Genomic DNA, 14,081 nt, shown 5'->3' with positions numbered 1-14,081 from the left:
AGCCTTCGGCAGCTCCTGCACAGATTTGTGCAGGAGGTGCCGAAGGCTGCGATCTTTTGCTTTTCAAACCTGACTATCCCCCAACCTTATCGCACACCATTCAGCCCCAGCCCTGTTCGTTGTGACACCACGCCCGGTGCCTGACACTCGGACTCAATGTCCCATTGGCCTGCTGGAGTTGCCTCGATGAATGAGTCTGTGCGTTTCCAAGATAAAGTCGTAATCGTCACCGGAGCCGGTGGTGGCCTCGGACGGGCGCACGCTCTTTTGTTCGCCAAACAAGGCGCGAAAGTGCTGGTCAACGACCTCGGCGGCTCGGCCCAGGGTGAAGGCGCCAATGCCTCCGCCGCCGACCGCGTGGTCGCCGAAATTCGTGAAGCCGGTGGCACCGCCGAAGCCAATCACGACTCGGTCACCGACGGCGACAAACTCGTCCAAAACGCCCTCGACGTTTTCGGTCGCGTCGACGTCGTGGTCAACAACGCCGGCATCCTGCGCGACAAGACCTTCCACAAAATGGACGACGCCGATTGGGATCTGGTTTACCGCGTCCACGTCGAAGGCGCCTACAAAGTCACCCGCGCCGCGTGGCCGCACATGCGCGAGCAAAACTACGGGCGAGTAATCTTCACCGCCTCGACCTCGGGCATCTACGGCAACTTCGGCCAGTCCAACTACGGCATGGCCAAACTCGGCCTCTACGGCCTGACCCGCACCCTGGCCATCGAAGGCCGCAAGAACAACATCCTCGTCAACGCCATCGCCCCAACCGGCGGCACGCGCATGACCGAAGGCCTGATCCCGCCGCAAGTGTTCGAACAACTGAAACCGGAACTGGTCAGCCCACTGGTGGTGTATCTGGCCAGCGAGCAATGCCAAGAGACCTCTGGGCTGTTCGAAGTTGGCGGTGGCTGGATGGGCAAAGTGCGTTGGGAGCGCAGCCTCGGTGCCGGCTTCGATCCGCGCGAAGGATTCTCGCCTGAGGATGTCGCAGCGCATTGGCAGCAGATTTGTGATTTCGAAGGGGCCGCGCATCCGAAGGACAATATTGAAGCGCTGAAGGAAATGATGGCGAATTTGCAGAAGTATTCGCTTTAATTAATGAGGCCACCAAGCTAGAGCTTGGTGGCTACAAAGCTATTAAACGTATCGCTTTTCGGTCACGAATTGTGGAGCCTTCCAGTTGGGGCCTTTAATTGCTAACCCTTTATCTCCGCGCGCAAGTACTCCAGACAAAATGAGTCGAGAGTAGGCATCCTCAAGGGCTCGGTATTGACTGATCAAACCTCGGTTGTATCGCCTGATCATCATGTCCAGATGCGGATTTGGTTTGAAGAGTGAGAATACGGTGACAATGTCATCCAATGATTCATTTTTCACAATTTGCTCAATGCTATTCATTACCACAGCTCCTTAAGAAACTTCTGATAATCACGCTCTTCCTGTCGCCTAGCAGCTTCCAATGCCTCTGGTGTATATAGCAACGCAGGATCATCATTAAGCTTGTAATCCTCCAGTGTGGCAGTGTGGACGTCGTTCCATACGGAAGAGTCTGGATCGGGCATTTCCGTGTCACCATATCCCAAGGCTTTAAGCCTTTCGAATTCTCTGATCTCATGAGTGTAGAAGCGTTTGTCGGTATCGGTTACCTCTAGTTCTCCTCGAGAAATTCGTTCTAGACGATCAATCATTATTTTATTCGCATCAGACTCTAGGAACTTTGAAGTGTGAAGCTTCACGATATTAACTCCGTTGTTTGCGATGATGGCAGGTGCCCAGTCCGAGCGTGTAACCGGTAAACCGGTTTCTTCGGGGTTGAAACTTCGCCCGCTGTGTTCTCCGTCCGCGACACCCCCGTACGGATTGCTAAACACCACATAAAGCGGCGCAATCCCCGAGTCATCCGGAAACACGATGATGAATCGCTCCCAGCCCTCTACCAGGATCGGATTGAGATCCAGGCGTCCTTCAACCGGGATAATCGTCGCCCCGGAGTAGTCAGGCGGATCGGTATCCACCATGGGCGATTCAGTCGAGCTGTTGTCCGGTGAATTGATCGGTGTCCAAGTGAGGAAGTCCGTCGGAGAGTCGGGCAGCACGGCTTCGTAAACGTCGTTGAGCAAGTCGTAAGCAGCATTCAGAACGAGAACACTCGACCGAATGTGAAAGTTGTCAGCGGTGGAGACGAACACCTCCGTGCCTGAACCTAGTGGCCTCACGCCCAGCCCCACGGGCATTTCCAATGTGCCTTGTCGGTCTGCTATATCGCGCAATGTTTGTGGAGGCACCGACGACAACTCAGCCAATGGCACGCTCAAGGCAAAGCGTTCTCCATTGCCCAGCCGCGAAGGCATTACCAAGGCTGCGAAGCCGACCACAACCGGACTTAGCAATACCGTTCCGATGGCCGTGAGGGTTGCCACTCCCACTCGCAAAGCTGCGAGTATTGCCTTTGAAGTTGCAGGGGCGAGGCGCACGGACGCCGAGCTGAAAGAGAGGGACGGCTGGGTGCTGGCAATTGCGCCCAAAGCCGGATAGACCTGATGAAACTCCGGCGTGTGAGGATCCTGTCCGGGGCCCTCGGTGCCAAGTTGAACCACGGTTTCGGCAGGTTGCTGGCCCGGTTCCGTCTCGTTCTGCTGTTGAATATTGGATGTCGCCAGTTGTGCCTGTCGCCGAGCTACGGAGGTCGCGGTATCAATGACTTTGCGGCGAATTTCCAAACTTCTTTTTTCTGTTTCCAGTTGCTGCTGGATAGCGTCGATACGCGCTTGCGTTTCAGCTTGGAGCCTATTTTGCTCGACGACGAACTCTTTCGCGGCGGCATCGGCCTTGAATTCAGCTTCGACCAGTGCTGCTTTCAACGTGGCTATCCGATCTCTTTCCTGAGTTTCTTTTTCAATATTTTGCCGCGCAATGTCGGCTGCCACATGGGCGAGATGAGCGTCTCGACGCTGCTTCTTCGCCAACGTGGCAAGCCGTTCCTGCTCACGAACACGGATTTCCTCCTGGTCTCGGCGTGCCTTTTCGGCAACGGCTCTTAGGCGTTGCTGCTCCGCAGCAATGCGCGCACGTTCGGCTGCCAACCGTTGAGTTTCCGCTGCAGCTGCGTGGGTTTGATTATTCGCCTGTACGGCGTTCAGCCAATTCTGCACATTGATCTGTTGCTGATGCAGAACCGCGAGAGTCTGTGTCAGCAGCCGTGCTTCATGGGCGGACCGGTAAGATTGCCGCCATTGGGTAAACGCCGGTCCGTTGGGCCGGAGGTGACGGTCAAATGTTGCAGCGCGGGCGAGAAATTGATGCGCCGTTTTGCCTAGGGGGTCTTCACCGTAGAAACGTTGAGCGATTGAAGTGTGTTGCTGAAACTCAAGATTCTTTCGTTGAATGACTGTGTTGCGGACGGCCAATTCGCGAATGATCGATTCGGCGGGTGGAAGTGCGTGAGTTGAGCCTTCGAGGCGAACCCTAGCCAGATCAGCTTCGATAGTTTGATTAATCTGCGCGCTTCTCTGGGCGAACTCATTTGGCAACGGAATAAGAAAGCTCTGAACTTGTTGTTCGTATGTGCTGTGATTTCCCGGGGTACCAAATACGCCGCTGCGCAATATTTCAACTTCAGTCTCTTGCAGGGATTTGAAGCCGGGGGGCTGCACTGCTGTGGTGACAATAGGATCTATTTCGTAAGACGTAGGCTTCTGCATATCCATATCCTTTTGAATGTGCGTGATCGCCGCTAAATGCCCATCGGTAATGATGGCATTCGCGAATAATTGATTCGTTTCAAGTTACAAGAAACCTGCGGTTAACGAGTCTGAGAAGACCGTGAGTAACCAGATGTTGTTTTGTGCGAACTTTCGAGGGCGGATAATTTCGCGAGGAGAATTCTTTTGCGTAAAAAGAAATCTCCGACATGGTTCGCGGAAAGTTATACGGGGCGCGCCTGCTGATTTTCCCCAGGCATAAAAAAGGCCGCTGCAAACGCAGCGGCCAAGGTAAGACGTTGGATCAAGGAGCTACAAATCAACGTCAGTGAACACCGGGGCGATAAACCGAAAACGTCGATTCATCTGAAATCTGTCAGCAATGGCCAGAGTTCCTCATGGCCAGTGCTTCGCGCTTTTCGGCGGCTGCCGTGAAAGCGCGTTCAGAATAAGGTCTTGAGGGTGTAGGAAAAATACCGATTCCGGACATGCACTGTTGCGGGGCATGCAACAGTCCCGTGACCCGATGTGCGCCATGCGCTGCATTGATGATCCTCCATCCAGCTCACTCATGAGTCGCGCAAAGCCACGTCCCGTGTGGGTATTCATCCTTTCGAGCGACAACGCGAATACCTCCTTGGTGCGCTTATCGACCCGGTTGCCCGGCAGTAGGGTGGGGCCTTCTGTCACTCACCGGGGAAGACGCATGACAAAAACAACAATGCGCGCCATCTTCACACCGCAGGCGCTGGCCGCCGCGGTGGCTCTGGGTTGCTGTGCCCAGGCGCACGCGGTTTCGTTCAATATCGGCGAGATCGAGGGGACGTTCGACTCGTCGCTCTCGGTCGGTGCCAGTTGGGGCATGCGCGATGCCGACAAGTCGTTGGTCGGCACGGTCAACGGTGGCACTGGGCAATCCTCGACCGGTGATGACGGGCGCCTGAACTTCAAGAAGGGCGAGACCTTCTCGAAAATCTTCAAAGGTATTCACGACCTCGAACTGAAGTACGGCGACACCGGTGTGTTCGTGCGTGGCAAGTATTGGTACGACTTCGAACTCAAGGACGAAGACCGCGAGTTCAAGCCGATCAGCGACAGCGGCCGCAAGGAGGGCGCCAAGTCGTCCGGCGCGCAGATCCTCGATGCGTTCGTTTATCACAACTACACCATCGCCGATCTGCCGGGCACCGTGCGGGCGGGCAAGCAGGTGGTGAGTTGGGGTGAAAGTACTTTCATCGGTAACTCGATCAACAGCATCAACCCGATCGACGTTTCGGCGTTCCGGCGTCCCGGAGCAGAGATCAAGGAAGGCCTGATCCCGGTGAACATGCTGTTCGGTTCGCAGAGCCTGACGGACAAACTCTCGGTCGAAGGTTTCTATCAGCTGGAATGGGACCAGACCGTTCTCGACAACTGCGGCACGTTTTTCGGCGTCGATGTGGCGGCGGATGGCTGCAACAACGGCTACACCGTTGGCAGCCCGGCGGTGGCACCGCTGGTGCCGTTGACCACCGCGTTTGGCCAAGGCATTCAGGTGACGCGCGAAGGCGTGGTGATTCCCCGTGGCGGCGACCGCGATGCGCGGGATTCCGGGCAGTGGGGCACGGCATTGCGCTGGCTCGGAGATGACACCGAGTACGGCCTCTATTTCATGAATTACCACAGCCGCACGCCGTCGGTGGGCACCACCACCGCTGGGCTTTCGACCCTCTCGGCATTGCCGGCGATGGTCGGCATCGCCAATGGTCTGGCCCCCGGCAGCGGGGCGGGGCTGGCGCAAAGCGTGATGCTCGGGCGCGGTCAGTATTATCTGGAATACCCGGAAGACATTCGCCTCTACGGCGCGAGTTTCTCCACCACGCTGCCCACCGGCACAGCGTGGACTGGCGAGATCAGCTATCGGCCCAACGCTCCCGTGCAGGTCAACACCAACGACCTGACCCTGGCGCTGCTCAACCCGATTGCCGGCGGCACCGCTTCGCCGCTGACCACTTCACCAGGCGCCGACAACAAGGGTTACCGCCGCAAGGAAGTCACGCAGATTCAGAGCACCCTCACGCACTTCTTCGATCAGGTCTTGGGCGCCGAGCGTCTGACCGTAGTCGGTGAAGCTGCGGTGGTGCACGTCGGCGGACTGGAGCCGCGCAGCCAGCTGCGTTATGGCCGCGATTCGGTGTATGGCCAATACGGTTTCGGTGGCGACACCGACGGCTTCGTCACCTCGACCTCGTGGGGCTATCGCGCCCGGGCCATCCTCGATTACGCCAACGTGATCGGCGGGATCAACCTCAAACCGAACCTGTCCTGGTCGCATGACGTTGCCGGTTATGGCCCCAACGGCCTGTTCAACGAAGGCGCGAAAGCAATCAGCGTCGGCGTCGATGCCGACTACCGCAACACCTACACCGCGAGCCTCAGTTACACCGATTTCTTCGGTGGTGATTACAACGTCCTCGAAGACCGTGACTTCGTGGCCCTGAGCTTCGGCGTGAACTTCTGATCTGCCCGAGAAGGATGACTGCAATGCGCAAAATGATTCTGCAATGTGGCGTGCTGGCCCTGAGTCTGCTGGCGGCCAATGTGATGGCGGCGGTGTCGCCGGATGAAGCCAACAAACTCGGCACCAGCCTGACCCCGCTCGGCGCCGAGAAGGCCGGCAATGCCGACGGCTCGATCCCGGCATGGACCGGCGGTCTGCCAAAAAACGCCGGTGCGGTGGACAGCAAAGGTTTTCTGGCCGACCCGTTTGCCAGTGAAAAACCGTTATTCACCATCACCGCAGCGAACGTCGACAAGTACAAGGACAAGCTCTCCGACGGCCAAGTGGCGATGTTCAAACGCTACCCGGAAACCTACAAGATTCCGGTCTATCCGACCCACCGTACCGTCGCCGCACCGGCGGACATCTACGAATCGGCCAAGCGCAGCGCACTGAATGTGACCACGATCAACGACGGAAACGGCCTCGCCAACTTCACCGGCAATCGTTACTACGCGTTCCCGATTCCGAAGAACGGCGTCGAGGTGTTGTGGAACCACATCACCCGTTATCACGGTGGCAACGTCAAACGCATCATCACTCAGGTGACCCCGCAAACCAACGGCAGCTACACGCCGATCCGCTTTGAAGAAGTGATCGCCGTGCCGCAATTGATGAAGGACATCGACCCGGACAAAGCCGCCAACGTGCTGACCTTCTTCAAGCAGTCGGTCACCGCGCCGGCGCGTTTGGCCGGTAACGTGTTGCTGGTCCACGAAACCCTCGATCAGGTGAAGGAACCGCGCCTGGCGTGGATCTACAACGCCGGCCAGCGCCGCGTGCGTCGCGCCCCGCAAGTGGCCTACGACGGCCCGGGCACGGCAGCCGATGGCTTGCGCACTTCCGACAACTTCGACATGTTCTCCGGCGCCCCGGATCGCTATGACTGGAAACTGGTTGGCAAAAAGGAAATGTACATTCCGTACAACAGCTACAAACTCGACTCGCCGAGCCTCAAGTACGACGACGTGGTCAAAGCCGGGCACATCAATCAGGACCTGACTCGCTATGAACTGCACCGTGTCTGGGAGGTGATCGGCACCGTCAAGCCGAACGAACGGCACATCTACGCCAAACGCCACATGTACATCGACGAGGACAGCTGGCAAGTGGCGCTGGCTGATCACTACGATGGTCGCGGGCAACTGTGGCGTGTCGCCGAAGGTCACGCGCAGTATTACTACGATCACCAGGCGCAGGCTTACACGCTCGAAGCGCTCTACGACATCATTGCCGGTCGCTACATTGCCTTGGGGATGAAGAACGAAGAGAAGCACAGCTTCGAATTCGGCTTCGAAGCCAAAGCCGCCGACTTCACGCCATCGGCCCTGCGTACCGAGGGCGTGCGGTAACGGTTTTGATACATCGGCAAGACAAAAGGCGACCGTACGGTCGCCTTTTTTATGGGCATCAATCAGCGCGCTGAATACTCGTCAACAACCTGCTCGCAGAGGGCTAGGGTTGCCGGACAACTATAAAAAGGCGCACTGCGATGACCGCTATGAATTCGTGCCTGGATCGCCCGGGATTCTTGCCCAGACTGTCGTCCCATCATCAATCGCGTGGGCGCTTGAGCGGGCCATTGCTGGAATCGATGGCGCGGGTCAGGTTGCTCTGTGCACCGGCAGGCAGTGGCAAGAGTGCGTTGCTCACCGAATGCATGTTGCAGGCTCCAACGTCGTGCGCCGTGCATTGGCTTGCCCTGGCGGGCGCCGCGTTGAGTGTTGAAGGTTTTTGCCTGCGCCTGGGGCAGGCACTGGGTTTGACCGATGCCGATGAAGAGGACATTCGCACGGCATTGCATCGCGTGTCGCAGCCGACCTGGCTGGTGCTCGACGATTATTGTCGCCACCCCGAGCCAGCAGTCGATGCCCTACTTGATCGCTTGCTGGCTCTGAACAATCCGGCGCTCACCTGGTGGATCGCCACGCGTCGGCGGCCGCCGTGCAACTGGCCGCGTCTGCTGCTGGATGACGAACTCCACGAGTGTGACAGCACGACGCTGGCGCTGACCGCGCAGGAGATTGCCCAGGCGTTGACCCATCTGCCTGCCGAGCAGGCTTGCAGTGTGGCCGCACGCATTGTGTCGCGCACCGGAGGCTGGTGCGCGGGCGTGCGCATGGCACTGTTGCAGAAGTGCGACTGGGCGCAAAACCCTCAGCCGCAGCAGCGCACCGACACGCTGTTCGACTACCTGCAACACGAACTCTTCAGCCATCTTTCGCCGGAGCTGGCCGAAGCCTGGCGCGTGCTGGCACACCTGCCGCGTTTCAATGCGCAACTCTGTGACCATTTGTTTGGCGCTGTTGAAGGCGCGCAGTACCTGCGCGAGTTGCAGCTTCTGGGTTGCTTCATTGAACCTTGGCAGGCATCCCATGAGTGGCTGCAGGTTTTTCCGCCGTTGACCCGGGTGATGCAAGAAGTGCATTGGCCGCAGGGCCGGTCGTGGCATCGCCTCGCATGCCAATGGTTTTGCGCGCGGGAGGAGTGGCGGGCGGCATTCGAACAAGCCTTGCACGCGCAAGAATACGAAGTGGCGATCAGCCTGTTGCAGCATTTCACTTTCGAGGATCTGTTCGAAGATCAAACCGTCGTGCTGTTACTGCGTCTGCACGAGCAGCAGGGCGAAGAGCTGACCCTGTGTTCACCGCAACAGGTCGGGCTGATCACTGCCGCATTGCTGTTTGCCGGGCGCTTCGAACAGGCCGCCGCCTGCATCGAACACATGGCGCGATTCGTTCCGCAACCGTCAGCGCGGCAGCAGCGGCAATGGATCGCCCGTTGGCAGGCGCTGCAAGGCTGGCTCCTGCATTTACAGGGGCGGATGACGGCGGCTCGCGAGCATTTTCAGGAGGCGCTGGCGGAGTTGAACGCTGACGCCTGGACGGCGCGGCTGTTGTGCCTGTCAGGTCAAACCCAGCAAGCCTTGCTTAGCGGTGAGCTGGACTTGGCCTACGCCATCAACCGTGAGGCGTTGTGTCTGGCCAGGGCGCAAGATTCATTGTTGTTCGAGGGTCTGCTAGAACTGGATCACGCGCAGTGGCTCGAACAGCGGGGTGCCCCGGCTCGGGCTGAACAGCTATTGGCTAACATGCAGACGTTGCTCGAACAGCGGGAGTCCGCACCGGTGCCGTTGCGCGGGCGCATCGCCTTGCGGCGTGGCCGGTTGGCGCTGTGCATGGGCCAGGAAGCACGCGCGGCCGAGTTTTTTCGCAGCGGTCTGGACGATTGTCTGCGCAGCCATGACAAGCGTGTGCTTTATGGTTTTCTGGGATTGGCGCAACTGGCGGCCAATCATCAAGACTACGCAGAAGCTTTTGGTCGCCTGCGCGATGCCGAGCGACTGATGCAACAACGGCAGATTCCGGACACGGTGTATCGCGGGGTCTTGCTGCAAGTCAGCAGTCAGTTCTGGTTACAACAGGGGCGGGCGGAACTGGCTGAAGAAGCCCTGAGCCGAGTGTTGCGCCACTTCCGTGGTACCCAGGCACGGCAGGCGCCACCGGCAACCCTTGAGTTGATTGCGCGCCTTGAATATTTGCTCATCATCGCGCACATGCATCAGCGAGTCAGTGACAGTGGTTATGCTGCATTGCTTTCTCAACTACACAAAGCGCAACAGAGCGGGTCGCTGCTACTGGAAGTTGAATTGCATTTTGCTCTCGCAGAGGTCACTTCCTTGTCTTCCAAAACGCTCGTCTCGCAAGAACATCAACTGCAAGCGCTTGCGCTTGTTGATAAATATAATTTGCAGCAGTTGCGTCGCGAATTTGAATTGCGTCAACCTGAATTGTTATTTAATGAGGTAGTTGAAGGTGTGGAAAACAATAGCCAGTTGCTGGCTCTGCAGCGCAGCTCGCTAAGTCAGCGAGAACTTCAGGTGTTGCAGATGATTGCATTGGGGGATTCGAATCTGCAAATAGCCAAAAAGCTTTTCATTTCATTGCATACTGTTAAGACGCATGTGAGAAGAATATATGGAAAATTGGGTGTTGCGCGGCGCACGCATGCAGTGGCTACGGCGAGAAGGCAGGGGTTTATGAGTTGAGATAAATGACGGGTCAATGTTTTTTTATTGGGCTTTAACGTTTTTTTTAGTTTTTGAAATCTATTCTGTATATCCCCCGCTTTACTCTCTGAGTTAGTTTGATTTCACCTGATGGACGCACTTCGCTTCTATCGAGATTAAATTAACAAGGAAGTAACGTATGAGTGAATCAAACAGAAATCTCGCGAAGGTCAGTGATGGAGTTGCTGCGCTACGCCGGGAAATCGGTCGCATTCCATCTTTCGCGAACACCGTGCAGGATTGTTTGCTGGCTGAACTGCAGAAGACCCATCCTGATGTTTTCGTCAGTAAAATATTTATTAACTTGCGTTCGGGTGTAAGTGCAGAGGGCAATGCGAAAGTACCGCTAGGTAGCTTGCTAAATGTGTTTCTCGAGTGTTTTGGGTCTGGCCGCTCGCCTCAATATGACGCGGGACGTTATGCCGTCTATGAGTTCGCGAACTCCACGCGGGCGGAGCATATCCTGCAATCACCGGGCATTGCCGTCGTCGAAAAGGTCATTCACGACGTGTTGAATGATTTTTCCAACCGATATCTTTCGACGGTTGAGCGGTATTGGAGCCGAACGTATGCGAAAACAGGCACGAGTGTCAGAGGCGGTTCGCGGAAGGCAGAATTGGCCAATGTGCAGGAAAAGCTTTTCTGGGATGAAATGCATGCATCGGTCGGGGCGTTCGGTGTTACCTCCGATGACCTTCGCTCGCTTGCATTTCTCACGCAAGGTGGACAACAACATTCGTTTTACGAGTTACGCCTGGAGGATAAGAATGGTCGTTATGTCGTACTTCCCGGCGCTTTCGCGCTTCCTCTGTTGGATCCCGTACAAGAAGAACTTATTCCGCGTGGTGACAAGAAAATATTCTTATATATGCCCAGCCACGGGGGAGAAGTGTTTGCTGATTCTATGAGTTTGCAAAAAGCCCTTGAGCAGCGTCTGGCGCAGACTGACAGTCGTCAGTCTGCTCTGCTTTCGCTGGCCGTTGAGGATCGATCCTCCATCCCGGCGGCGGCCAAAATCCGCTTTCTGAAAGTGACCGGAGATTTGTTCCAGTATGGTTGTGACAGCGTACTCACCACTCTGAAAAATGACCTTCCTCCTCTGCTTGAGGCTCTTAATTCGACTACTCGGGAATTCAACGGCGCCGTTTCAAGGTTGGAAGAAGCACAACGGCTGGTCGATTTACCGCGCTTTGCCTTCTCGCGGCACGCGCAAATTGTCCGATCGATGCAAAAAAACGCGTGGCCGAACTGGTTGAAAAAAACCAGCAGCCTGAACCAGGAGCTCTACCTCGGTCTGGAACAGCGTCTTTTGGAAAGCCAGGTCAAATTTCATGAGTTAACCAGGCTTGTAACGTCCCTTAAAGACTATGCCCGGGCGGCTGTCGAGGAATTCATTTCCCCTGGCCCCGACGAACTGGTTGATCCGGATACGATTTATGTAATCGTTACGCATACGGTGAGGTTGGCAGACGGTAAGCGCATTGAGTTAAAGGAAAGAAAAACACTCACGCAAGTCTTTATGTATGGTGCTCACGATGAAAAGGGACAGTTTGCCATTGAGGTCGTGGGGAAAACAGATAATCCAAAATTGAGTTCGGCCAACATCCTCCGCGCTATCAAACAATTGAATATTCGGAATAATTATATTATCGCGAGAGCGTTTACTTTTGCCGATGATGACGTTGTTGAATCCTTGCGTGAGGTATTGGGACGCAAAACAGCGCTGAGTATTTTCTCTGCGGTTGTACAAAGACAGGTGACATCGATAGCTAACGATATGGTGATGCGTTACAACTTCGGCGATAACAGCATTGAGACGAAACGACTGGCAGCCGGCTGGGGTTTTGGATCTTGTAAGGATTTGGTGGTCTATCGCCGCAGAGGCATTCCCGGGGACCGCGACCTTCATGTGCTTAATGTCCCGGGGTTCCCGTCGGGTCAGGAGTGGTTCCAGTTCGCTGACATAGACACTTTGCGGGGAACGGTATTCGGTTGGTTGAAGAAACCCGACACTGCGCAGTACTTTGAGCGACAAGGGTATTTTTATAAGAAGCCACTGCCAGCGGGGGAAACTGCACTTCCACAGCCCACAATCCTTTTTGATGGTCAGATGTCGGATGCTGTCGAGTTGCGTAATGAGTCTGAAAAAGCGCCGCTGCAAGCAAGTGCGAAAAATCTTGTGCGCTGTGAAAATGATGAAATAGAACTGGCCACTCCGCGTTGGTATCGACGTGCTTCTGTTGATGAGCAGTGTCGGTACAATCGATTAAACTCCGATCACAAGGCGCTTTATGAGGCGTCCAAAGAAAAGCTAGAAATTATTCCTTTCAAGAGATTTTCCAGCGATTTGGTGAAGAAAACCGTGACTGAGTATTTGAATCGCACGGGGATCGATATCGACATTAATCCCGATGAGGTATGGGTCAAATTTCATGCTCAGTCGAAAATCAGTCTCACTGAGCTGTTTATTCAGTGGCAGATGTGGCGAGCGGATGTTTCCATTTTTGAAAAACTGTTTTTGGGCGGGACGCGTTTGCCAATCGGTGGCGACATTGATGCTCTCAAGGATCAAATGCGTCAGGCGACTTTCTGGTCGTTCAGCAATCAGCCTATCGCAGCGTTGAATGCCAGACTGATAAACGATCTGATCGATCTGATGCCGGGCGAGAAATACCTCGCGTACATCCGGTCGAAGTTCCTCGAAGCCAATGATGTTTCGATGAAAGTAGAGCTTTATCGCAGGGTGAAGCAAAACGAAATGTACCGCGCAGTCCTCCTGCAAAAGATGAAGGGCGAGCTTACTCAAGATCAACTCGATTGGCTGACTGGGTTGATCAATGGACTGGATAACGATTTGCCTCGTCTGGGCGGGATCAATACTGGGCAGCCCCCAGGGAACGATGTCTGGGAATTTACGCTGGAAGGACGAAAGCTGGAGGGCGCTTACGTCTTCAGTCGCACTGCCAATGGTCGACAGGAGTCGATCATCTACGTCCCCAATACCTATAACGGCAAGGACTTTTTCCCCGTCGAGCAACTGGCGGATCAGTTGAAGAATTCTTTTTTCAAAAAAGATATTCTGAAAGTTACACGCTCTGAACATCTGGAGGTCATCCAGAACGTGTTAGCTACGTATCTGCACTACAAGCCAGGAGTAACGCCGGCGCCCGTATTGCGCAATAGCTATCAAGTGCGATCGTTTCAGCAGCAATATAAAGAGATGATCCAGCGTTTCATTGCAGACGTGGATTATCAAACGACCAGTCCTTCTGAGGAACTGTGGAAAGACGCGAAAATCCTCATCGATTTTGCATTGGACGTGGCTTCGATGTTCATTCCACCGCTTGGCCTGGCAGTGAGTGTGTTGCGCATCACTCATTCAGTGATTCAAGGGGTTATGGCGGCAAGCTTGGGCAACGATGAGAAGGCCAATGAGTTGTTCGCCAGTGCTTGGCGCGGCGCGATTATGCTGTATGTCGGCAAGGTGGCGGGCATCGGCAGTCCGGTTAACCCACTAGCGATGTTGTCGACTGTCCGAGACATTGCCGACCTCGTATCGGCAGTCACCGGTGTTCCAGTCGGTATCAGCTATATCACGTCGGCTATTGCATCGCCGCCCGCAGTCGATGGAACCGTGCGCATCTTGGGCTAACTCGACTCAAGTGCCCCCTCGACGGATTATTTATAGAGGGTCCTGGCAGCAAGTTGATGGCTCAAAACCCATCCGCCAATCTGACGGCCCGGCGACGCAGCGATTATTCGCTGCGTC

At 55.5% G+C, this 14,081-nt stretch carries 7 protein-coding genes; 5 read left to right on the top strand and 2 right to left on the bottom strand.

Annotation, left to right across the window (positions count from 1 at the left end; translation table 11 throughout):
- Positions 1-186 precede the first annotated feature (186 nt).
- Complete coding sequence (locus EJA71_RS22160; RefSeq protein WP_158959664.1) at positions 187-1,098, top strand: SDR family oxidoreductase; 912 nt, start codon at positions 187-189, stop codon at positions 1,096-1,098.
- A gap of 42 nt (positions 1,099-1,140) precedes the next feature.
- Here the strand turns inward: EJA71_RS22160 and EJA71_RS22155 are convergent, their stop codons facing one another.
- Both EJA71_RS22155 and EJA71_RS22150 read right to left on the bottom strand, forming a co-directional pair.
- Positions 1,141-1,401: a hypothetical protein gene (locus tag EJA71_RS22155; RefSeq protein ID WP_158959663.1), complete on the bottom strand. Its 261-nt coding sequence runs from the start codon at positions 1,399-1,401 to the stop codon at positions 1,141-1,143.
- Positions 1,401-3,704 carry an S-type pyocin domain-containing protein gene (locus EJA71_RS22150; RefSeq protein ID WP_158959662.1) on the bottom strand — a complete coding sequence of 768 codons (2,304 nt, stop codon included), beginning with the start codon at positions 3,702-3,704 and terminating at the stop codon, positions 1,401-1,403. Before EJA71_RS22150 ends, EJA71_RS22155 begins: the two co-directional genes overlap by 1 nt.
- A gap of 706 nt (positions 3,705-4,410) precedes the next feature.
- On the opposite strand from EJA71_RS22150, the gene EJA71_RS22145 reads away from it, so the two are divergent.
- The 4 genes from EJA71_RS22145 to EJA71_RS22130 all read left to right on the top strand — a co-directional run bounded on the left by EJA71_RS22145 (position 4,411) and on the right by EJA71_RS22130 (position 13,964).
- Positions 4,411-6,204, top strand: coding sequence for a DUF1302 domain-containing protein (locus tag EJA71_RS22145; RefSeq protein ID WP_158959661.1), 1,794 nt, complete (start codon positions 4,411-4,413; stop codon positions 6,202-6,204).
- A gap of 23 nt (positions 6,205-6,227) precedes the next feature.
- Positions 6,228-7,595 carry a DUF1329 domain-containing protein gene (locus EJA71_RS22140; RefSeq protein ID WP_158959660.1) on the top strand — a complete coding sequence of 456 codons (1,368 nt, stop codon included), beginning with the start codon at positions 6,228-6,230 and terminating at the stop codon, positions 7,593-7,595.
- Between the two features lie 140 nt (positions 7,596-7,735).
- Complete coding sequence (locus EJA71_RS22135) at positions 7,736-10,291, top strand: LuxR C-terminal-related transcriptional regulator (protein ID WP_158959659.1); 2,556 nt, start codon at positions 7,736-7,738, stop codon at positions 10,289-10,291.
- 160 nt (positions 10,292-10,451) lie between these two features.
- Entirely contained in the window at positions 10,452-13,964 is a 3,513-nt protein-coding gene (locus EJA71_RS22130) for a dermonecrotic toxin domain-containing protein (RefSeq protein WP_158959658.1), read from the top strand.
- Positions 13,965-14,081: the final 117 nt, after the last annotated feature.

This window comes from Pseudomonas sp. PB106, from assembly GCF_009764645.1.
In the GTDB taxonomy this organism is placed as follows: Bacteria; Pseudomonadota; Gammaproteobacteria; order Pseudomonadales; family Pseudomonadaceae; genus Aquipseudomonas.
The sequence above is the reverse complement of the archived record's forward strand: the minus strand, read 5'-3'. Positions and strand labels throughout refer to the sequence as shown.

Excerpts from the sequence above, each read along its gene's own strand:
- EJA71_RS22160 (WP_158959664.1), top strand. The coding sequence starts at position 187 with ATGAATGAGTCTGTGCGTTTCCAAGATAAAGTCGTAATCGTCACCGGA.
- EJA71_RS22155 (WP_158959663.1), bottom strand. The coding sequence starts at position 1,401 with ATGAATAGCATTGAGCAAATTGTGAAAAATGAATCATTGGATGACATT.
- EJA71_RS22150 (WP_158959662.1), bottom strand. The coding sequence starts at position 3,704 with ATGCAGAAGCCTACGTCTTACGAAATAGATCCTATTGTCACCACAGCA.
- EJA71_RS22145 (WP_158959661.1), top strand. The coding sequence starts at position 4,411 with ATGACAAAAACAACAATGCGCGCCATCTTCACACCGCAGGCGCTGGCC.
- EJA71_RS22140 (WP_158959660.1), top strand. The coding sequence starts at position 6,228 with ATGCGCAAAATGATTCTGCAATGTGGCGTGCTGGCCCTGAGTCTGCTG.
- EJA71_RS22135 (WP_158959659.1), top strand. The coding sequence starts at position 7,736 with ATGACCGCTATGAATTCGTGCCTGGATCGCCCGGGATTCTTGCCCAGA.
- EJA71_RS22130 (WP_158959658.1), top strand. The coding sequence starts at position 10,452 with ATGAGTGAATCAAACAGAAATCTCGCGAAGGTCAGTGATGGAGTTGCT.